The 20,628-nt window shown below is 52.5% G+C and carries 21 protein-coding genes and 2 pseudogenes; 12 read left to right on the top strand and 11 right to left on the bottom strand.

The features are described from left to right. The first annotated feature begins 297 nt into the window (after positions 1 to 297). The 7 genes and pseudogenes from FFI90_RS20520 to FFI90_RS14620 all read left to right on the top strand — a co-directional run bounded on the left by FFI90_RS20520 (position 298) and on the right by FFI90_RS14620 (position 4,934). A pseudogene (locus FFI90_RS20520) lies at positions 298 to 909 on the top strand (cation efflux transmembrane domain-containing protein). 4 nt (positions 910 to 913) lie between these two features. After that, a pseudogene (locus tag FFI90_RS14645) lies at positions 914 to 1,340 on the top strand (signal peptidase II). Between the two features lie 12 nt (positions 1,341 to 1,352). Further along, positions 1,353 to 1,703, top strand: a complete 351-nt coding sequence (locus FFI90_RS14640; protein WP_144778808.1) for a DUF3703 domain-containing protein — start codon at positions 1,353 to 1,355, stop codon at positions 1,701 to 1,703. A gap of 105 nt (positions 1,704 to 1,808) precedes the next feature. Further along, positions 1,809 to 2,762 carry a cation diffusion facilitator family transporter gene (locus tag FFI90_RS14635; protein WP_144778806.1) on the top strand — a complete coding sequence of 318 codons (954 nt, stop codon included), beginning with the start codon at positions 1,809 to 1,811 and terminating at the stop codon, positions 2,760 to 2,762. Between the two features lie 50 nt (positions 2,763 to 2,812). Next, complete coding sequence (locus tag FFI90_RS14630) at positions 2,813 to 3,454, top strand: DsbA family protein (RefSeq protein WP_144778804.1); 642 nt, start codon at positions 2,813 to 2,815, stop codon at positions 3,452 to 3,454. A gap of 20 nt (positions 3,455 to 3,474) precedes the next feature. Then, positions 3,475 to 4,317 carry a cytochrome c oxidase assembly protein gene (locus tag FFI90_RS14625; protein ID WP_144778802.1) on the top strand — a complete coding sequence of 281 codons (843 nt, stop codon included), beginning with the start codon at positions 3,475 to 3,477 and terminating at the stop codon, positions 4,315 to 4,317. After that, complete coding sequence (locus tag FFI90_RS14620) at positions 4,314 to 4,934, top strand: SCO family protein (RefSeq protein WP_144778801.1); 621 nt, start codon at positions 4,314 to 4,316, stop codon at positions 4,932 to 4,934. Before FFI90_RS14625 ends, FFI90_RS14620 begins: the two co-directional genes overlap by 4 nt. A gap of 120 nt (positions 4,935 to 5,054) precedes the next feature. Here FFI90_RS14620 and FFI90_RS14615 read toward each other — a convergent pair whose 3' ends face one another. The 8 genes from FFI90_RS14615 to FFI90_RS14580 all read right to left on the bottom strand — a co-directional run bounded on the left by FFI90_RS14615 (position 5,055) and on the right by FFI90_RS14580 (position 12,930). Further along, positions 5,055 to 5,942: a recombination directionality factor gene (locus FFI90_RS14615; RefSeq protein ID WP_144778799.1), complete on the bottom strand. Its 888-nt coding sequence runs from the start codon at positions 5,940 to 5,942 to the stop codon at positions 5,055 to 5,057. Between the two features lie 60 nt (positions 5,943 to 6,002). After that, complete coding sequence (locus tag FFI90_RS14610) at positions 6,003 to 7,004, bottom strand: YqaJ viral recombinase family nuclease (protein WP_144779036.1); 1,002 nt, start codon at positions 7,002 to 7,004, stop codon at positions 6,003 to 6,005. An 85-nt stretch (positions 7,005 to 7,089) separates the two neighbouring features. Then, positions 7,090 to 8,052 carry a DUF932 domain-containing protein gene (locus tag FFI90_RS14605; RefSeq protein WP_144778797.1) on the bottom strand — a complete coding sequence of 321 codons (963 nt, stop codon included), beginning with the start codon at positions 8,050 to 8,052 and terminating at the stop codon, positions 7,090 to 7,092. A gap of 31 nt (positions 8,053 to 8,083) precedes the next feature. Then, positions 8,084 to 8,434, bottom strand: coding sequence for a hypothetical protein (locus FFI90_RS14600; RefSeq protein ID WP_144778795.1), 351 nt, complete (start codon positions 8,432 to 8,434; stop codon positions 8,084 to 8,086). A 425-nt stretch (positions 8,435 to 8,859) separates the two neighbouring features. Then, complete coding sequence (locus tag FFI90_RS14595; protein WP_144778794.1) at positions 8,860 to 9,240, bottom strand: hypothetical protein; 381 nt, start codon at positions 9,238 to 9,240, stop codon at positions 8,860 to 8,862. Further along, positions 9,237 to 10,367 carry a hypothetical protein gene (locus tag FFI90_RS14590; protein WP_144778792.1) on the bottom strand — a complete coding sequence of 377 codons (1,131 nt, stop codon included), beginning with the start codon at positions 10,365 to 10,367 and terminating at the stop codon, positions 9,237 to 9,239. The genes FFI90_RS14595 and FFI90_RS14590 overlap by 4 nt, the downstream gene beginning before the upstream one ends. Before the next feature lie 179 nt (positions 10,368 to 10,546). Continuing rightward, positions 10,547 to 11,773, bottom strand: a complete 1,227-nt coding sequence (locus FFI90_RS14585) for a tyrosine-type recombinase/integrase (protein ID WP_144778791.1) — start codon at positions 11,771 to 11,773, stop codon at positions 10,547 to 10,549. A 290-nt stretch (positions 11,774 to 12,063) separates the two neighbouring features. Next, positions 12,064 to 12,930: a YicC/YloC family endoribonuclease gene (locus tag FFI90_RS14580; protein ID WP_144778789.1), complete on the bottom strand. Its 867-nt coding sequence runs from the start codon at positions 12,928 to 12,930 to the stop codon at positions 12,064 to 12,066. A 227-nt stretch (positions 12,931 to 13,157) separates the two neighbouring features. Here FFI90_RS14580 and rph point away from each other — a divergent pair, with 227 nt between their 5' ends. Next, positions 13,158 to 13,874, top strand: coding sequence for a ribonuclease PH (rph, locus tag FFI90_RS14575; protein WP_144778787.1), 717 nt, complete (start codon positions 13,158 to 13,160; stop codon positions 13,872 to 13,874). A 56-nt stretch (positions 13,875 to 13,930) separates the two neighbouring features. Here rph and FFI90_RS14570 read toward each other — a convergent pair whose 3' ends face one another. Beyond that, positions 13,931 to 14,737: an exodeoxyribonuclease III gene (locus FFI90_RS14570; RefSeq protein WP_144778785.1), complete on the bottom strand. Its 807-nt coding sequence runs from the start codon at positions 14,735 to 14,737 to the stop codon at positions 13,931 to 13,933. A gap of 81 nt (positions 14,738 to 14,818) precedes the next feature. Here FFI90_RS14570 and pyrE point away from each other — a divergent pair, with 81 nt between their 5' ends. Both pyrE and FFI90_RS14560 read left to right on the top strand, forming a co-directional pair. Beyond that, complete coding sequence (gene pyrE, locus FFI90_RS14565) at positions 14,819 to 15,457, top strand: orotate phosphoribosyltransferase (protein ID WP_144778782.1); 639 nt, start codon at positions 14,819 to 14,821, stop codon at positions 15,455 to 15,457. A gap of 3 nt (positions 15,458 to 15,460) precedes the next feature. After that, complete coding sequence (locus tag FFI90_RS14560; protein WP_144778780.1) at positions 15,461 to 16,114, top strand: DUF4124 domain-containing protein; 654 nt, start codon at positions 15,461 to 15,463, stop codon at positions 16,112 to 16,114. A 129-nt stretch (positions 16,115 to 16,243) separates the two neighbouring features. Here the strand turns inward: FFI90_RS14560 and FFI90_RS14555 are convergent, their stop codons facing one another. Continuing rightward, positions 16,244 to 16,648, bottom strand: a complete 405-nt coding sequence (locus tag FFI90_RS14555) for a hypothetical protein (RefSeq protein WP_144778778.1) — start codon at positions 16,646 to 16,648, stop codon at positions 16,244 to 16,246. 308 nt (positions 16,649 to 16,956) lie between these two features. On the opposite strand from FFI90_RS14555, the gene FFI90_RS14550 reads away from it, so the two are divergent. Continuing rightward, a complete protein-coding gene (locus FFI90_RS14550) occupies positions 16,957 to 17,433 on the top strand; it encodes a fibronectin type III domain-containing protein (protein ID WP_144778777.1) in 477 nt (158 codons plus the stop codon). 9 nt (positions 17,434 to 17,442) lie between these two features. Here the strand turns inward: FFI90_RS14550 and FFI90_RS14545 are convergent, their stop codons facing one another. Continuing rightward, a complete protein-coding gene (locus tag FFI90_RS14545; RefSeq protein ID WP_144778776.1) occupies positions 17,443 to 17,781 on the bottom strand; it encodes a DUF2782 domain-containing protein in 339 nt (112 codons plus the stop codon). Positions 17,782 to 17,868: 87 nt separating this feature from the next. Between FFI90_RS14545 and polA the strand changes: the two genes are divergently transcribed. Beyond that, entirely contained in the window at positions 17,869 to 20,613 is a 2,745-nt protein-coding gene (polA, locus tag FFI90_RS14540) for a DNA polymerase I (protein ID WP_144778775.1), read from the top strand. Positions 20,614 to 20,628: the final 15 nt, after the last annotated feature.

Genomic DNA, 20,628 nt, shown 5'->3' with positions numbered 1-20,628 from the left:
ACCTGATATAACTCATGTTTAGACTCTCACACGAACCTTAAATGAACTTGAAATCCTGAAAATATTTGAGAAACCTGCAAGGCGGCTTCCCTGCATTCAGAGACCACGCTCAACTTTAGTTACTATAAGATCAAAGAGGGTGGTAACCCTTCGAATAGCCGCTGATTAAGAGACTGGCCTCAAGCTACTGAACAAACATTGACCCTCTCGTAACTACAGGGTTTAAAGTTCACATCGGTAATGAGATAACTTTGGAGTCAAACAATGAGCAAAGCTTGCAAAGAACAATGCAGCTGTATGAAATCTGCCATGGATAATAACTCGCACATTCCTACAGCCGCTGCATCTGGCACCCACGTCAGCACTTATAACGTGTCAAAAATGGATTGCCCGTCGGAAGAGCGGATAATTCGTATGGCTCTCGGTGGCTTTGACAACGTTCTGTCACTCTCATTCGATTTAACGAACCGAAAACTGGAAATTATTCATCAAGGCGAAAACGAGCCTATTACCCACAGACTGGATACTCTGGGCTTGGGTGTTTGCTACCTCTGAATCCGTCAGGGCGGCTGAATCGTCGACCGCCAATCAGTCCGAGGAGTCCGGCACTTTATTGAAGTTGGCAGGCGTTTTCTGTTTGGCAGTGAACCGCAGTCACTGATGATGATGGCCATCGCATCTGTCGCCCTTATTGCCAATGTCAGCTGTTTGGCCTTGATCGCCAAACACCGTGAGGGCGGTGCCCACATGAAAGCCAGTTGGATATTTTCGGCCAATGATGTGGTTATAAACCTGGGGGTTATCCTTGCCGGGGCTCTTGTCGCATGGACCGGCTCCCATTATCCCGACCTGATTATCGGCGGTATCGTTCTTTTGGGTGCCAAGCGCATCCTCGCACTAAAAGGTTAATTCGATGCAGGGAGAATCCGCAAAGGTTTCAGCGTGGACCTTTTTCAGCCTTTCCGCTTTGATCGTGCTGGCAGACCAAGTCATTAAGTGGCTCGTCCAGCAATCTATGGCCTATGGCGAATCCATCGAAATCACTTCGTTCTTTAACTAGGTGCACGTTTGGAACACCGGTGTCACATTCAGTCTCTTCGCCAATGGCGGGGGTTGGCGACGCAATTGGAAATGTAATCGACCGAATCTTTCGAGGCTATGTTGTCGATTATCTGGATTTCCATTGGCAATCCTGGTTTTGGCCGGCGTTCAATCTTGCCGACATTTTCATTGTCTTGGGCGTTTTCATGATTTTGGCCACGAGCTTTAGGGCCGAAAACAGTCGCGACAAACAGTCGGAAGACTCGCCCTCCCAAACAATCGATTCTGTAAATAAATAGGACCAGGCACCCATGCACAGTGAATTGAGACAGTTCTTTCGTTCGGAACTTCAGTCGGCCCACGAGGCAGAAAGGGTGGGGGATTTGCAGAAAGCCTTCACCCATCTTGAACGCGCCCATATCCTCAGCCAGAAATACACATTGGCCCATGCGGCCACCCACTTGCACATGCTAAAACTCGGTTGGCATCTACGAGACATGCACGAAGTTCGGGGACAGCTCACTCGAACGATTGCCGCCCTGTTCTTTTCCCGCATCTGGGTTCCCATTGGTAACAAAGGGCGCGCGAACGTAAGCCCTTTTGCATCAATGCCACTGCCGGAAGATCTGGCTCAGGTGCTGAAACGAAGTGCCAGACAATAGCCCAAAGCGGCGGATACTCCATCAATCTGCAAGGTTAAGCGTTGACTCTATAGTTACTACAGGGTTCATAAAGCTCCCTGATTTATTTTACTGGTAGGTGTAACCATGCACGATCACGACCATACTCATGCTCATCTTGACCCGAACAGTGGCGACCGCCGGGTTGCCGTTGCCATCTGGGCAAATGCGATACTGACCGTCGCGCAGATTGTCGGGGGGATTTTTTCAGGCAGTCTGGCACTGATCGCAGACGCATTGCATAACTTTTCCGACATGGCCTCCCTGATTATTGCCTTTGCCGCGCGCAAGATTGCACGCCGGCCTGCCGATTCCCGCATGACCTTCGGTTACGGTCGGATTGAAGTGGTTGCGGCGGTGGTCAACTACACCACGCTGATTGTGATCGGGCTCTACCTTATCTATGAGGGTGGGATGCGGCTCGTTGAACCGACCGAAGTGGCGGGCTGGACGGTTGTCATTATCGCTACTGTGGCACTGGTTGTTGACGCGTTGACGGCACTTCTGACCTATTCCATGCAAAAAGGCAGTGTGAACATGCGCGCGCTGTTTCTGCACAACCTGTCGGACGCCCTGGCTTCCGTTGCGGTCATCGTGGCGGGCACCCTCATCATTCTGTACGACATGTGGTGGGTCGACCCGGCCATTACCATCGGCATTGCAGTTTATATCCTTTATCTTGCCTTCACCGAAATTGGAGCGCCCGTGCGCACTCTGATGCTAGGCTGCCCGCCAGATGTTGACGGAGAAGCGGTTCTGCAGGCTGTGCAGGAGGTAGAGGACGTCACCGAACTGCACCATGTTCACCTCTGGCAAATGCAGGAAAACACACCCGCGCTGGATGCCCATATTGTTCTGACTGAACAGGGATGGACCCGCATTGAAGCCATAAAATCTCAGATCAAGGGTGTTCTTAAAAACCGTTTCGGGATTGCCCATACCACGCTTGAATTCGAGCACCCACACTACCCACATGAAGGAGCGGTGCTGTACGGACACGATGAGGGACCGCAACACAATCGTGGCCACCAAGGCCATTGATTGATGTTCGTTAAGTTTTAATACATCAGATCTTTCTGGAGAAATGTGACATGCGAACCCGCACTCTTGTATTGAGCCTTGGCGCATTCTGCCTGGCCGTGTTTGCCGCCGCATTTGTTATTTACGACCGATCCGAGAGCTCGACGGAGGCGACAGCCACGGTCGAACAAACACCCTTTGTGAGGGACCACTCACCGGTTATTGGCCCCGAAAACGCGCCGGTCACCATTGTTGAATTCTTCGACCCTTCCTGCGAAGGCTGTCGGGCCATGCACCCCTACGTAAAACAGATTCTTGCAGCCTATCCGGACAACGTGCGGCTGGTATTGCGCTACGTGCTGTTTCATAAAGGATCGGAAAAAGCCGTCCGAATTCTTGAAACGGCCCGCAATCAAGGGGTTTATGTATCCGTACTTAATGCCGTCATGGAAGCACAGCCGCAATGGCATGATGATGCGGAGGTGAAAGCCGCCTGGGAAGCTGCCAGGTCAGCAGGGCTGGATGTCGACAAAGCTCGAAATCAGATGAACGCGCCAGAAATCAATGCCATCATCCAGCAGGACGCTGCCGACGTTCAGAAAGTCGGGATTACAGGCACGCCTACCTTCTTTGTCAATGGTCAGCCATTGAGTAAGCTCGGGCCCCAGCAGCTGTATGATCTGGTGACTTCCGAAGTAAATGCACTGAAATAAAAAACTGACCCGGCAAACTCATGTCACTACTCGTCTACCTGTTACCTTACGATTTCTCGCCGCTGACCGTGCTGAGCTTTATGCTCGTGCTTGGATTTTACGGCGTCGGCCTTCTGCGAATGCCAGACGAAGAGCGGCCGGGCGCTCTGAGGATCTTTGCCTTCATTCTGGGCGTCATGATTTGCTATGGCGTCATGCAGACTCGCTTCGACTATTACGCGCAGTATATGTTCTTCGTCCATCGCGGCCAGCACCTCATTCTTCACCACATCGGCCCAATACTGATTGCGTTGTCGAACCCCCTACCAGTAATGCGATTCTGGCACAGCAGAATGAGTCCCGGCTTAAAAAATGCCTTCCGGCCTGTGGGCTGGGTGTATCAAGTACTGCAATACCCCATCATCGCTCTCTTCCTGTTTGTAGGTCTTATCTATTTCTGGCTGTGGCCACCAATTCATTTCGACGCCATGCTCAGCCGAGACCTGTATTGGATCATGAACTGGAGCATGCTGCTGGACGGATTATTATTCTGGTGGTTGATTTTTGATCCCCGGCCACCCGCCATTACCTCGTCACTGGGTTACGGAAGACGGATGTTACTGCTTGCGGCGGCAGGCGTGCTCCAGATGTTGCTGGGGGCATGGATCGTATTCTCAAGAGACATGGTTTACGACGTTTACGAAGTCTGTGGCCGTGCCTGGCCCCTGGACCCGGAAGTCGACCAACTCCTCGGCGGTATACTGACCTACATTCCACCTGCCATGATGAGCGTCCTCGGCATTCTTCTGATACTCCGCCGTACCATGCATGAAGACGGGAAATACACCAATCATTCCAAAAAGCTGCAGGAAAGAGCCTCATGATCAACCGTTTCTGGCTACACTGGACAAAGACCTTACCGGCTATTTTATTGCTGGTGATGCCCGTGCTGCTTACTGGTTGTTTTGGCAACGATGAGGACTGGCATGGGAAAAATATCAGTGGCCTGATGCCTGAGCTGGAATTCGACTTAATCAACAGCCAAGGCGATCCGGTGTCTGGCAGTGATTACAGTGGCCGCGTAAGAATGCTGTTTTTCGGGTTTACCTCGTGCCCCGATGTTTGCCCGACGGCCCTGCGAAAACTCAATCAGGCAACCAGTGGCCTGGACCCGAAGCTTCAGGAAGAAGTACTCACTTTGTTCGTGAGTGTCGATCCTCGACGTGATACGCCTGAGCGCCTCGCAAAATACGTCGATTTTTTTGGTGACAATATTGTGGGGCTCACCGGAAAAGAACCTCAACTTCGCGAACTGGCAAAAAGATATCGGACCACCTTCGGTTATGAGGAACCGGATCCGGATGGTAATTATGCCGTGTCCCACAGCAGCGCAATTTATGTATTTGATCGCGGAGGCAACCCCCGCTTGTTAATGCGAACCGATCTGAGCGGGGAAGAAATTCGACATGACCTCATAGCTCTTATTCAGGAGGGTTCCTGAATTCAGTCGGAATTGATGCCTCGGTTCACATTTCCGCATCCACGGACTCCCTTTCTGGAAAAAATGTGAAGTTCGTTTACAGGCAGCCGGTGTTTCGGCTGCCTGTTTTGTCACCCTTGATTAACCTGTTTTCAACTTATCTCTCTCCACGCCCCTCTGAAATGTCGACATGCTAATTGAAGGATTATTCATTTTGGCGGGCGGCTCGCTTGGATAAAACTCTTCCGCCACGTCAGACATTTCATCCTCATCATACTCAAACAGTGCATTACCAAATCCCTTCGTCGCCGCAGCGTCCAGCGCATTCTGGTTAACGCCCTCCTCTTTCATTTGTTTAGCTTTCTCCCTTGCGTCAGCCACAGCCTCCTGCAGCAAAAACCCTTCCTTGATCACCAAATCCACATAGTAGATCGGTGTGCGACGGCTTTGCGTCGTGCTCTTCCCTCGAAGCTTCAATTCCAGCGGCATGTATGCCAGTAAGCCCCCAGAGACTGCTTGGTAATAACTAAGCCGCGCCGCCAGTGTCCGTATGCTGTTGTAGCCAGTGGTGCGGAAGATAAATGTACCCAGGTCATCGTCATCACCCACCTTTACGTTTAAACGACCGTAGGGCTTACACAGTCCGCCTTTACCGAACTCACACAACGTTGGCCCCGGGCATGGCAAGGACTGCACTCCTGACTGCGTGAGGCGCCTACATGTATCGCCATCACCTACACACATTGGTCGTCCACTTTTCCGGTCGAACATGGTGTATTCCGCCCGCAAATTGAGATCCGCATCGTTGAACAACATGCGTACCGGAATGGTTCGCAGCTTGCCGTTTGGCGCATCCTTTCGCAGTTCTTCGTCCATGGGATGCAGTAGCCACCCATCCTTTTCCTGAATCTGCGAGGTAATGGTAAATTGATTATCTTTCTGAGGTAGCCGGATACCGTTCTTCTCAACGACCCGACCAATACTGATACGCCCCAACACCGGGGGCGTAATCGCTAAACCTTTAATCATGATGACTCTCCTGAAAAAGGGCCACGGGGCATTTGTCATACCCGCGTGGCCAAGGGGTGTTCATGCTTGCATGAGGAATCGCCGGCTTCCCGGCCTGGTAAGTGGGTAATGCTCCAGCAGCTCTGGCTGTTCCTTAAGCAGTTTTTTGGTGTTCAACGCAACGGAGTCTTTGCTTCGTTTCCAGCTAACACTGCCGCTTGGGAAGGTGGCCTTTGAGGCCTCCCCCATTTGGCTCTGAATTCGTTGCTTTAGGTGCGACTCTGTAGACTTCAGGGTTTCCATTTCAGACCGGATAGCCAGAAGCTCGTCAAAGGCTTGGGACAGCTCCTTGCTTTGGCTGAAGTCCAGAGTTTCGCCTTGATCTACCGGGTACAGATGGCGTAGTGCGCGGTCTGCAGAATCGGTTCCATCGGCAGGTGGTGGCGTATCCGTTTCCACGAAATCCCAGAACTGACGCTCCAGCGTAATCAGGGCATCGATGAGCTCTTCATTCCGCTCAATCCGGTAAATTTTGAGCTCTTGGCCACACAACAGAACGCACACATCCGCTGCCTGTTTGCCAGTGACCGCCAACTGGTGCTGAACCTGGCACTGGATGTAATCCGGCACACCGTCTTTCCAGAGCTGCGATCCGAATTCCCCTGCGGTTTTACACTCAAGAATCTGCACCTCGTCATCGGCTGCTACCGAGTAATCGAGGTTAGCCAGCATCCAGTGTTTGTCAGGATCGGAATGCTGCAGCACCGCGTTCACTCGGCGCACCTTTCGGCCTGTCTGCTGGCTGTATTGTTCAGCGACGATTGGCTCCAAGACATGCCCCCAGTACACAGGGGATTTAGGATCATCGGAATTTGGCTTTGGCAGACCAGCATCCCGGCCCGTTTTGACCATCCATAGCTCAAGCTGAGATTGATACGGGTTCATGCCAATGGCTGCAGAGGCATCGCTACTGCCAATACCCTTCTTGCGCACCTTCAGCCATTCATCCCGACTTAGATCTTTGGTGGAGACCAGCCGCAAAGCTGGACGCTGCTTCTGAATTGCTTTTGCACTCATGCCCATGATGTTTCCTCCAGACATAAAAAAGCCCCGCAAGAGCAATAGGCTCAAGCGGGGCTTTATGACGTTTTGGTTTTAGTAAGCAGTGTTAAGCCACAAGTGACATGGCCTGCTCTAGCGCCCGGTTCTTAACGGCGGCGCCGGTTCCAAACCAGGCAGAATCTACCCGGTGATCAATGGTTTTGGCTCTGCGGTGGTGGTCGATAAATTCAGTGACTGCGCTCAGCATTCCATAAGCCGTGCCATCTGACGAGGCCAAAGCGGCACCCATGCCCTCACCTTCATAAAGCGCGAGTGCGCGGGCCATGGATCGCTCGTTAGTTTTACCGACGCCCTCTTTCACATCCTCCGTGAACACTTTCAGGAAGTAGTTTCGTGCTTCTGTGGTTTTGACCTTGCGTTCGCTCAATGTTTTCAGGCGATACATAAAGTCGTCCCACGCAGTAACCGATATGCCCAACTGCTTCTTGACCAGGTTCGCATCAAAGGCAGTGTTGTGCTTCACCTTAACTGCCGTTGCGGTGGCATCCTTCAGCGCAACCGCAAGAGTGTTGTTGCACACCACACGAATACTGGTGAATTGTGCGGTTGTGGCCATGGTTCCATCACAGGCTGTGGCCAGAAGCACGTAGCCATTGGTTTGGTCGTTGCCCTTCAGCACACCAAATTGACCGGTACGCGCCAGTGCCCACATTTTTCGACCACCTTTCAAAACACCTGCTGTTTCCAGCTCAAAACCAGAGACTTCTGTCAGATCCCTGTAGAATTCCAGGATCTCTTCTGGCTGAACAACCTTGAACCGGTTGCCAACAACAGACAATGGAGCTTTGGTATCCGAGCGATACAGCACCTTGCTATCCGGATAAGCCAAAATCTCTCCGAGAGGGCCACCGGAATTGGTGACGAAGCGCACCGGGCTTTCTTCAATCTGCCAATCCAAGCCAGCCTGCTTTGCCCAAACTTCCAAGGGCTGATTTGAAGTCAGTTCACTCCCCAGGCCATGCCACGGGGTTTGGCCAACGTAGGCCATTTGTTCAACAAGATGAGCCATGGTTGTTCTCCTTTGAAATATGCGAGGGGAATTAACGGATATCGTCGTGAGAGTCGGAATCAGTACTGAAGGAATAGCCGCACTCAAGGCAGTGATAGTTGTCGAGAACACGATCATCCAGGACATCGCCCAGAATCACGCCAGCAGATGCACCGGTTGCGCCACCAAGCAACGCACCGATTAGGGCACCACCGATACCACCTACCGCTGCACCAACGGGGCCAGCAACGACCCCAAGAGACGCACCCGCTTGAGCACCAGCCGTTGCAGCCGCGTAGCCGCCATAAGTACCAGCAGACGCTCCGACCACACCAGCCGTTTTCTTACCGTAATTGTTCTTGCCAATCCGGACAGACTGGCAGTTAGGACATTGTTCAGACATTGGTTTTCCTCTGTGAATTGGGAGGGAAGGCATTGTTAGGACCTTGGTTCACAGAGGTGATATATGTTTGAAATTTCGTTGATTGGATACGAGAGGTGATGCTTTTGTTAACGAAAACGGTAAGACGTGATTAAAAAACGCTCACGGAGCTTTTAGGCTTGACAGGTGCATATTAAAAAGATCAAAAAATAGGACGCACATGGCTGGTAACAGCATGCGCCATAAATGGACAAAGCCAAACAAACCGTGTGTTGTGGTAAGTCGCAACAAGGAACGTCAGGTATACCACTTGCCCAAAAGATGCCTCAGCTGTGAAAAGTTCCAGAGAGAAACCGACTACCATTTCTCGGGAGCAAGCCGCTGAGAATGCTCCTCACTGTAGAACTCGAGCCTGCCGCGAATCTGAGGGGAAAGGCGAGTCGGAATCAGCTACCAGTATTCCAGAAAAGCCAATTACGCTCCTCTGCCCTTTTCCTCAGAAGTTTAGCCTTCTTTTCGGTTGCACTTGTACCATAAGGACTGAAGTCGATGAGCGCATGTTCGGGGAAATCTTCTAAAGGATCATTCTGTGCATCAAGTTCTAACTGCGCACACTCTTGACAAGTCACGGCCATAACTCCGTTCGAGGATTGTCTCAGGGATTTAGTGTAATGCTCATAAGCGGCTGGCGCCTCTATAGCGTCACCGTCATATACCGACAGTTTCTTACCGTCCTTCGGAGTAGGTCGAAAGGCCTGCGAAGAAACTCTGCCATTTTGGATAAAGCTTGGATGGACTTGCCTCAGTAGCCGGGTGTCTTCCTTCACGAGTACTCTCCGTTCAATTTTGCAAGCATACTGACAACTTCCTCCCAGTCATCGTCTTTTGAGAGGTCCAGCTCTAATTCACTTTCTTGCTCAGTGGGCATATGCAAAGCATGAAAGTGTCCTGATTTGGCTGCCAGATCAACATCCAATGTTATCTCGTAAGCATTGATGCTCCACTCTAACTGCACACCACCCTCTGCGGTCGGGTATAAATAGGGAGATGGCAGAGGTTCACTCAGGTAGGAATCCAGCCGACTCTCCAACCAGTTCAATTGGCCAGAGTCCAGAGATTTGCCTAATTTGCCGTCAAGCCAACCATTTTGCAGCAGGCGCAGCTCATCAATCCGAGCGCCCACATCGCATTCGTCCAACAGCGTGACGTGCTCAACTTCCACCATGCTTTTCAGTTGGCCGTTCCGGCTAAAGAGACCAATTCCTTGTATACTCACTCGAAGTCCGTCTCGATAACCATTGAAAGCTTTGACAATGGTATCAAAGTGCTGCATCGAAATAGGCCCTGAAACTCTAAGCCCGCCAATAGCTTCCAACTCAAAACTAAGCTTGGCTTGGTCTGCCTCAGGAATTATCCCTCTTAAGCTAACCTCCTCAGTCAGTTCTTGCAGTTGCGAAGAAGCCAGCCTCAATGCTCGTCGCGTAGCCTGATTCAACCTTGCGCTCCGCCCGACTACCCCTGGGGCAAAATCAATAAATTCATCCGGACGCAGACCTCTTCCAAGCTTATCGAAGTAGCCGAGCAGTGACTCTGGCAGATGTTGTTTGATCTCAGTATTTCGCTCTGCCGCCTCTATTGCGTCGATGATGCTGTCTCGGGCGCGCTCAAAATAATCCTGATTTGCTGGCGTTACAAGTTGGCGTTGATCGACGAACAGTGACATGTCAGGCATAGCACTGCCCTCGTCAATAGCGGTCAGCTTGACGGAAATACCTTTAGTGAAACCTCTGGGTGAGCGTTCGCGTTTCGGATGATCACTAAGGTAATGCCACTTAGCAACCTCAACGATCATTTCCTCCAATACCGCGAGCTCCTTGAGCATTTCCAGAGGAATCGCATGGTCGTCAAAGCGCTTCCCCGCCATCCTTGGTTTGAGAAAAGATACTCGTTCCATTTTGAGCAATGCTCCTATAGTCACTGAAGTTCTGTAACAGCTACTATCACTTGCCTATTCACCAGCAATTATCGCAACTTCGTTCCGATCATAGTGCATTTCGTTAGATTTTTCCTGTAATTAGGCCGGCAACCAGCCTTTCTTCACTAAGGAAAAAATATAAAAATGATAAAGGGCGATTAACCAGGGGCACCATCAATGGACGGCGCAACCAACTCCGCCACTTTGACCAAGGCTTCTTTTCGCTCGTCGAAGTAGTCATAGCGGTCGTAGATCCCTTCAACCCCCTTCAGTTTGTGGTTCAGGCAGCGCTCCGCCACATGCCCAGGCACACCAGTAGAAGCCAACAAGCTACGGCAAGTACGTCGCAGGTCATGCACGGTGAACGGGGCGACATCCCCCATCATGTTCTCTGGCTGTATTTTCCTCCCCGGCTCTCTACCGAATAGCTTGGAAATGGCGCGGTTCAACGTGTCCTTGCCCATGTAGGGCTGCTTGCTGCTGCGCCGATTGGGAAAAACATAACCTGAGCCCGCGGCACGGATTTTGAGCTCATGCAGCCAACTGGCAGTTTGAAGGGGAAGCGGAATGACGATCTCGGCACCTGACTTGCTGCGCTCCCCAGATAGCTGCCACCGATGGTTCTCCAAGTCGAACTCGGACCATCGAGCTTCCGTAAGCTCTGTCTTTCGCACACCCAAAACGAGCAGTAGTGCGCAGGCGAGATAATTGTCTCGGGTGAGGCTGTCACTGTTTTCTCGGAAGATCTTGAAAACCTTTGAAATCTCGTCAAGAGCAAGTGCCCTGTCTCGGCTCTTCTCTATACCTCCGGCATCAGTGACACTGAAGGCCGCAGCTGGATTGTAAGTGAGCAGACCCAGTTTAATGGCATGGTTGAACAGCTGCTTCAGGTACATCAGAGTATCGTTTGCGGTGGCCGGGCGGCCGCTGTTGGCTACCGCTCTGACGATGGCCCGCACATCCAGTGGAGTAACGCTATCCAAGGTGAACTGCCCTATTGAGGGTGCAACTTCTTTTATAAAGATTCGCTTTGGGATGTGAGGGTGCTTGAGGCGTTTCTCTAGATCTTGGCACCAGTCACCAAAGAGATCACTGACGGTTCGGAGAGTAGCTTGCTCCTCGCGCTTACGTGCTTCAATCGGATCTAGGCCACTGCGAATGCCCTTCTTGGTCTCTACAGCTTGCTCTCGTGCTTCAGCCAGAGAAATCTGCTCGCAACTACCAAGCGTCAACTCACGCCGCTTGCCAGCGAGCGTGTATCGAAGCATCCAGTAGGGTGCGCCCTTTTTGGGCACCATCAGATATAGCCCTCCCCCATCACTGAAGCGGCCTGGTGAACCTTCTTTGATCAGAGATTGAACTTTCTTAACTGTAAAGCTCCCCATTACTTCCTCCCTATGCGTGTCATCAAACAGTTACCGTTTGACCTGGCAGCTACTGGAGCTGGGCAGCACACACTGCCTGACAAGAGAAGCCAGTTCGGGGGATAGAGCCTAAAGTGGGGAGTACTCATGGGAAAATCGCACCTATAATGGGGAGAGCGTCAAATCACTCCCCATTATACCCCCCATTTAATGCCGGATTAAACTAGATCTTGATAGATGCCAGTAGACAATGTTAATTTATAAGCTTTAAAAAACAGTTACTTAAATACACTTATGAACACCAATGGACATCACTCAATGTTCTGTACCTGCTCCCGAACCTGCTCAATCAGCACTTTCAAATCGACTGCTGCCCGGGTAACACCGGCATCAATGCTCTTGCTGCTCAGGGTATTGGCCTCCCGGTTCAGCTCCTGCATCAGAAAATCGAGCCGGCGACCAATGGCTTCATCACGCTTGAGGGTGTCTGTCACTTCACAGATATGTGCATCCAACCGATCCAGCTCTTCGGCCACATCGCTCTTCTGCGCCAACATGACCATTTCCTGAGTAATGCGCTCCGGATCAAGCTCTACTTTGGCTTTCAGAAAACGCTCACGCAGGTGGGCTTCCTGCGCTTTGAGCAATCCGGGCATACCCTCACGAACCGTCGCAACCAGCGCTTTCATTTCCGTCAGGCGGTCTTCAAACAAAGGCCGCAAACGCTCACCTTCCCGCTCACGGACAACCGCCAGTTCCTCAACCGTTTGTTTGAACAGTTCTATACCTGCCTCCCGGACAGAGCTGAAGTCCTGCTCAGGCACCGACAACACTCCGGGCCAACGCAGAATATCCAGAGCATTGATATGCGCAGGGTTATCCAACATTCGATTAACGTGATTTGCGGCCTCATTGACCGCCTGGGCTATGTCCTCATTAATCTCAAAACCTGGCGTACCTGCTTCGGTCGACTGCAGACGAATCGACACATCCACCTTGCCTCGCTTCAATTGCTTTCGCAGTTCCTCCCGGAAAGGATTTTCAAGCTCGCGCAACACCTCTGGCAACCGGAAAGACGGTTCCAGGTAGCGATGATTGACGGTCCGAATCTCGCAGGTCAGCGTTCCCTGCACATCCTGAGCATCCTTCCGGGCAAATGCGGTCATACTTCTGATCATGGCAGCTCCGGCTTGGTCATTGGTCGTGATCGTTGATTATAGAACCCGAGTCTATCAGGCTGCGATCACTTGCGGCGAACCCGACTTCAAACTCCGATGCAGGCAGCCATGAGAGCCCTGCCCTGTCACCCGGTACCCGAGCTCAACGTGTTATACTTGCCGGCTTTCAAATCCGAATCCGCCCGGGACAGGCTTCCGGACACTTACCTCAGAAATCAGGAAATACTATGCGTCCAAGCGGCAGAACGCCCGAACAACCCAGAGAGATTCGCCTTACCCGGAACTACACTCGCCACGCCGAAGGCTCCGTGCTGGTGGAATTTGGGGATACCAAAGTTATCTGCACTGCCTCCGTAGAGAACAAAGTACCGCCATTCCTGCGTGGCGAAGGCAAAGGCTGGATCACCGCAGAATACGGCATGCTACCCCGCTCGACCGGTAGCCGCATGGGCCGCGAAGCTGCCCGTGGCAAACAGGGCGGACGCACCGTAGAAATCCAGCGCCTGATTGGCCGTTCACTGCGTGCCGCCGTCGACATGGAAGCTCTGGGCGAGCACACCATCACCATCGACTGCGACGTTATCCAGGCCGACGGCGGAACCCGCACGGCAGCCATCACTGGCGGCTGCGTGGCTCTGGTCGACGCCCTGAACCACCTGGTTGCAACCAAACGCCTGAAAAAATCACCGCTGAAGCAAATGGTGGCCGCGGTATCGGTGGGCATATACAAAGGCACACCGGTGGTTGATCTGGACTACCCGGAAGACTCCGAAGCTGAAACCGACATGAACGTGATCATGACTGACCAGGGCGGTTTCATCGAAATTCAGGGAACTGCAGAAGCTGCGCCGTTTGTTCAGGAAGAACTGGACAGCATGCTGGCACTGGCCAAGCAAGGCATTGAGAAGTTGTTCGTACTGCAGAAAGAAACGCTGGAAGGCTAAGGAAGACAACTCTCAAGTCTGGGGAGGCACCGTTGCACAGGCGTTTCCCCAGATAATTACACGCCAATCTCTATATCGTAATCCATAATCACCGGAGCGTGATCGGAAAAGCGGGTTGTGTTGTCAATCCAGCCATCCTGAATGGTCTTGCGAATACCTGGCGTCATCAACTGATAGTCTACCCGAATACCCGCATTTTTCCGCGAACCCTCGGTTTGCTCCGGCCACCAGGTAAACTGATTACTCTGCTTGTTGATATCACGGAACGCATCCACGCAGCCCATCTCATCAAACAAACGATCCAACCAGGCACGCTCGTGGGGCAAGAAACCGGAAAAGTCCAACTTATGGTATAGCGGGCTGGCGTCTGTCACATGCTGTGCCGTCTGCAGATTGGCACCAAAAATGAACTGGCGACGCTTACGCAGGGTTTTCTGCATGTGCAGCCCAAACGCATCCATAAAATCATCTTTATGGTCCAGAACGGTCAGATCATCCTCGCTGATCAACTCCTCCTCCCGCCCAAGAGCACAGGGCGCCAGCACAGAGGCAACCGAAACCTTGTCAAAGTCCGCCTGAATAAAGCGCCCTTCGCGATCCGCCTGCTCGTTGGCAAACCCGTACATGATGGCCTTGGGGAAATGCCGCGTGTAAATACCCACGCCACCGTCCTCATTATTTTCGCCATCTATGAAGTAGGCCTCATACCCTTCGGGAATAAGATTGAAATCTTCAATTTCATAGGCGCGCATACGGTGATCCTGAACACAGACAACGTCGGCATCCTGCTCGGCCAGCCAGTCGAAGAAACCTTTATCAACGGCCCGGGCAAGACCATTGACGCTGATTGATACTACCCGCATACGTGTTCCCTGATTCGGTTTGTGTGTATGATACCGTTTTCACGCGTTATTAAAAGATCCACACCCGCCAGAAGCCTTGCCATGCACGACTATCAGCAAAATTTTATTGAATTTGCCATCCGCCGTAACGTACTTCGTTTTGGTGATTTCACCCTCAAGTCCGGCCGCACCAGCCCTTACTTTTTCAACGCCGGGCTATTCAACACCGGGGATGACCTGCTGCAGCTCAGCAAAGCTTATGCTGAAGCCATCGACCGCAGCGGTCTGGATTATGACATCATTTTCGGGCCTGCCTATAAGGGCATTCCGTTGGCAACCGTGACTGCCATGGCTCTGGCACGCGAGGGCAACAGCAAGCCCTTTGCCTTTAACCGTAAAGAAAAGAAAGATCACGGCGAAGGCGGTAATATTGTTGGTGCCCCGTTGCAGGGTAAAGTACTAATCGTAGATGATGTGATTACCGCTGGCACTGCCATACGCGAATCCATTGACCTCATCCGGGCTTCAGGCGCGGAGCCGGCTGGTGTGCTCATCGCCCTGGACAGACAGGAGCGAGGCAACAGCAAGCTCTCAGCCATACAGGAAGTAGAGAGCGAATTTAGCATCCCGGTGGTCAGTATCATCCGCCTGGAGCAGGTTCTGGACTATCTTGAAACCAATCCGGAGTTTTCTGGCCATGCCGCAAAGGTAGCCAGCTACCGGGAACGTTACGGAGTCTGACTGATGCACAAGCGCCTGACCGTAATTTCAGCTACTGCCTCTGCATTTTTGCTGTCGCTGGGCATGACACCCCAAGCGGAGGCTGGCATGTACCGCTACACGGATGACGAAGGCCAGATCGTAATCAGCAACACCATTCCTCAACCAGCCACAAAGCGCGGCTACGACATCCTCAACTCAAATGGGCGCGTCGTGGAAGTCATCCCGCCGGCACCGACAGAAGATGAAATCTCCGCTCGCGAAGCTGAAAAACAGCGCCAGGCGGAACTCGCCGTTCAACGCGAAAAAGACGCCCAACTATTGAAGCGCTTCAGCCATCCAGACCAGGCAATCAGAGCCATGCATCGCAAGCTTGATGAACTGCGAGGCCTGATTCAGCTCAAGCGCGGTAACATCTCCGTCATCTCAAGCCAGCTCGATAACGAGCAAAGCCGCGCCGCGAACATGGAGCGATCCGGACAAAAAATACCAGACGCGACTCTCGAAAAAATCCGCCGCCTTGAATCACAGATCCGCGATATCGAGAGGGAAATTTCCTGGCAAACTCAGGAAACAGATGCCCTGATACGGTCGTTTGAGGTCGATGTAAAACGGCTCGAAAAAGTTACCGGCGAAACTCGCACATTGGAACTGGACCCAGACCAAACCCCAGATTAATACGCTGTCGCCGGCAACGACACCACATTTACACCGCCATTAAAAATAAAAAAGGCGCCAAAACTCAGCTTGGCGCCTTTTTCGTATACCAGCGCAAGCTCTGTGCTGGCATTACTGCATCACCTTGAATCAGGCTGAAGCAGTTTCTTTCTTCGCTGCTGCTTTCTTCTTCGCAGCGGGCTTCTTGGCTTCTACCGACTTCTTGGTATCCTGAGCGGCTTTGGATACGTCGTCTGCCGCTTCAGATACTGCGTCTGCGCCTTCAACTGCTTCTTTTTCAAGCTTTGCAACCAGATCGGCTGCGAAGCTGCCAAAGCGGCTGTTCAGAGTGCGCAGCTGGCCAAAAAGGCTGTCGCTGTAGCCGTTATAACGTGTGCGCAAAGTTTTAACACTGTACTCACGCGCTTCTGATTCCAGCTTTTCAGCGTAGTCAAACGGCTTGGCTGCCAGCTTCTTCTGCTGCTCTTCAGCAGCATTGATGCCTTTGTTTACGATTTCCTGAAGCTGTTCCTGATATGTTTTAAGTTTACCCATGTCACTTCTCCTTGGTTTACTGAAGTATTTTCAAACTCTTCCCTTATCGCTTCTGACTGAGGCCTAGCCTGCTTGATCAGCTCTAAGGTGAAGGCTTTTCTTTGATTCTGTAACCAAGGTTACCGGGGAAAATTAGAATGTTCATACTAAAACAGGCGCCGTGCATACGTCGCATATGAGTAATTTTACGGATTATTCACTTGTCACTCGCCCCTCAATTCGCATAATACTTTAAGTTTCTGCAAACCCATTATTAATAATAAAGTCCGCGACGCCAGCCTTGGCGCGAAGGTGCTAAGGACAGTGCGATGAAGATTACCCTGCTCGCCCGCCTGCCATTTATTTTTTTTATCTCCGCACTGGCACTGCTAGCCGGCTGTCAGGAAGACGACCGGGGCACACACACGTCGACCCTGCGCGCATCGGAGCTTGCAAGCAGTCGGCTCGACATGGCTACAGGTGGGTTACTTGAAACACTTGGGCAAGAAAAACCGGCTAACACAGCAGCAGAAGAAACAAAGCCGCCCAAAGCACTGAGTTGGAGCGCACCACAAACACGTGAAGACGGCTCAGCATTGAAGCCTGGGCAGATCGCAGGATTCCGGATCTACTACCGTTTACGACATGAAGATCGCTTCAACGTAATACCTATCAATAATCCAGAGCGGACGAGCCAGCCTCTCACGAGCCTACCGCCTGGCGCTTACGAATTCGCGATCACAACAATTGACGCGCAGGGGCTGGAAAGCAGACGCTCTCCAGCAGTCATGGTCGATTTGATCTGAGCGGAACGCTCACCAGCGGAACAAAATCCAGCTCGGCACCAGCATGCCGGAATCAGCTTCTCGTATCCAGCCTCCGCCATCAGCCGGCACCAGGTAGTACTCACGACCGACCTCTGGCACAACCTTTATTTCCATGAGCTGTCCGTTCACCCGATACTCGTAGAATACCTCGCCATCACCCGGCCGAATCACGATCTGCGGGCCATCACTGGATGACTGATAGTCAGAAACCACAACCGGCTCTCTGGGTGTTTCTACAAGGGTCTCATCCAGAGCACCGCTGTCCTGTGCCAACGCGGGCGCAACGCCGAAGACAAGCAGAAATGCGGAACAGACGATTTTTTTCATTTTCGTGATACCCTTTTGCCCATCGAATTAAGTACAGAGTTGCATAAGCCAACCCACGCTTCAATCAGATTCCGGACCCGCTTTGACATGACTGAACAAAAGACCCCACCTGTGGTGCTTGTGGACGGCTCGTCCTATTTATTCCGTGCTTATCATGCACTTCCACCACTGACCACCAGCAAGAACCACCCAACCGGTGCGATCAAAGGCGTTATCGCAATGATCCGGCGCCTCGAGCAGGACTTCCCCGGCTCAAAGCTGGTCGTCGTGTTTGACGCCAAAGGCAAAACCTTCCGTCACGATCTGTACGAAGAGTATAAAGCCAACCGCCCTCCCATGCCGGACGATCTGGCCGTGCAGATTAAGCCCATTCACCAGATGGTAAAAGCCATGGGGCTGCCACTGTTGATTGTGGAGGGCGTGGAGGCCGACGATGTGATTGGCACTCTGGCAAATGAAGCCACCAGCAAAGGCATCGATGTCGTGGTCTCAACCGGCGACAAGGATATGGCCCAGCTGGTCAGCGACCACGTAACGCTGATCAACACCATGACCGAAACCCGGATGGATCCGAACGGTGTCGTTGAGAAGTTTGGCGTCCGCCCCGACCAGATTATTGATTACCTGGCGTTGGTGGGCGACAAAGTGGATAACATTCCTGGCGTCAACAAGTGCGGCCCGAAAACAGCGGTGAAATGGCTGCAGGCTTATGACAATCTCGGCGGCGTGATTGAGCATGCGGACGAGATCAAGGGCAAGATTGGTGAGTATCTGCGTGAAGCCATTGATACCCTGCCCCTGAGCCGGGAGTTGGCCACCATAAAAATGGATGTAGACCTGGAATTTGGACTGGAAGACCTTGAGGAGCGACAACAGAACGACGCAGATCTGCTGGAACTGTTCCGTGAATATGAATTGCGCGGCTGGACTGCCGAACTGGAAGCCAAGGCATCAGAACCCGCAGAAGACGGCAGTAATCAGGCAGCAGAAACCAGCAACGACACTCCGCCAGCTCCTCAGGGAAAGCGCTACAGCGTTATAACAAACCAGAGCGAACTCGATGAGTGGGTCGCAAGACTCAGAAAATCAGAGCTGTTCGCCTTTGACACTGAAACTACAAGCTTGCGCTACATGCACGCCGAGGTGGTGGGCGTATCGTTCGCCACTGAAGCAGGTGAAGCGGCTTACGTACCCTTTGGCCACGATTACATGGGCGCGCCAGAACAGCTCGACCGGGAGACTGTACTGGCTCAGTTGAAACCTCTGCTGGAAGACCCGAAACAGAAAAAGGTGGGACAGAACCTCAAGTACGACAAAAACGTGCTGGCCAACCACGACATCTGTCTGGAAGGCATCGCAGAAGACACCATGGTGGAGTCCTATGTGCTGAATTCCGTGTCGTCTCGCCACGACATGGACACCCTGGCCCGGAACTATCTGGGCGAAGAAACCATCACGTTTGAATCCATTGCCGGCAAAGGCGCTAAACAGCTCACCTTTAACCAGCTGGATCTGGAAAAGGCCGGCCCTTATGCCGCAGAAGACGCAGATATAGCCCTGCGCCTGCATCAGGTTCTGCGCCCCCAGCTGGCAAAGGTTGGCAAGCTGCAATCAGTTTATGAAAACATAGACCTGCCCCTGGTGCCGGTGCTGTCGCGCATGGAGCAACGCGGAACGCTGATCAAAGCCAGCACTTTGCGCCAGCACAGTCAGGAACTGGCAGAACGGATGGCCGAGTTGGAAAAAGAAGCGCACGAGGTGGCAGGAGAGAACTTCAATCTCGGCTCCCCCAAACAGTTACAGGTTATTTTTTACGAAAAAATGGGGCTTCCGGTAATCAAGAAGACCCCCAAGGGCGCGCCTTCTACCGCCGAGCCCGTATTGCAGGAACTGGCTCATGAGCATGAACTGCCCAGACTGATTCTGGAGCACCGCAGCCTGAGCAAGCTCAAGTCCACCTACACAGACACGCTGCCAGAGCTGATTCACCACCGCACAGGCCGTGTGCACACTTCCTACCACCAGGCTGTAACCGCCACCGGGCGACTGTCCTCATCGGAGCCCAACCTGCAGAACATCCCTATCCGCACCGAGCAAGGTCGGCGCATTCGTCAAGCCTTCATCGCCGAGAAAGGCTACAAACTGATCGCTGCGGACTATTCTCAGATTGAGCTCCGCATCATGGCGCACCTGTCTGGCGACAAAGGCCTGCTAACGGCCTTTGAAAAGGGCGAGGACATCCACAAAGCAACAGCGGCAGAGGTCTTTGGCGTGGCGCTGGATGACGTAAGCAGTGACCAGCGTCGCAGCGCCAAAGCCATTAACTTCGGCCTGATTTACGGCATGTCGGCTTTCGGTCTGGCCCGCCAATTGGATGTAGCCCGCAAAGTGGCACAACAGTATATCGACCGGTATTTCGAACGCTATCCAGGTGTTTTGCGATATATGGACAACATACGCAAGCAAGCCCATGACGACGGTTTTGTTGAAACCCTTTTTGGCCGTCGCCTGTACCTGCCCGAAATCAACGCGCGCAACAAGCAGCTTCAACAGGCTGCAGAGCGCACTGCTATCAACGCCCCCATGCAGGGAACAGCCGCCGACATCATCAAGCTGGCGATGATTGAAGTGGAAAGTTGGTTGCTTTCAGAACACGCTGATACCGCTCGCATGACCATGCAAGTGCACGACGAACTGATTCTTGAAGTGAAAGAAGAAGCGGTAGATGAGATCCGCGAAGGGCTGATCAAGCGCATGTCCGGCGCCGCAACTCTGGCCGTGCCTCTGCTGGTAGAAGCCGGCGTTGGTGACAACTGGGATCAGGCCCACTAACCCACGCCAAGACCG

Origin of the sequence: Marinobacter maritimus, from assembly GCF_007671675.1 — a bacterium.
Lineage (GTDB): Bacteria > Pseudomonadota > Gammaproteobacteria > Pseudomonadales > Oleiphilaceae > Marinobacter > Marinobacter maritimus.
This window is presented reverse-complemented; position numbering and strand designations above follow the sequence as displayed.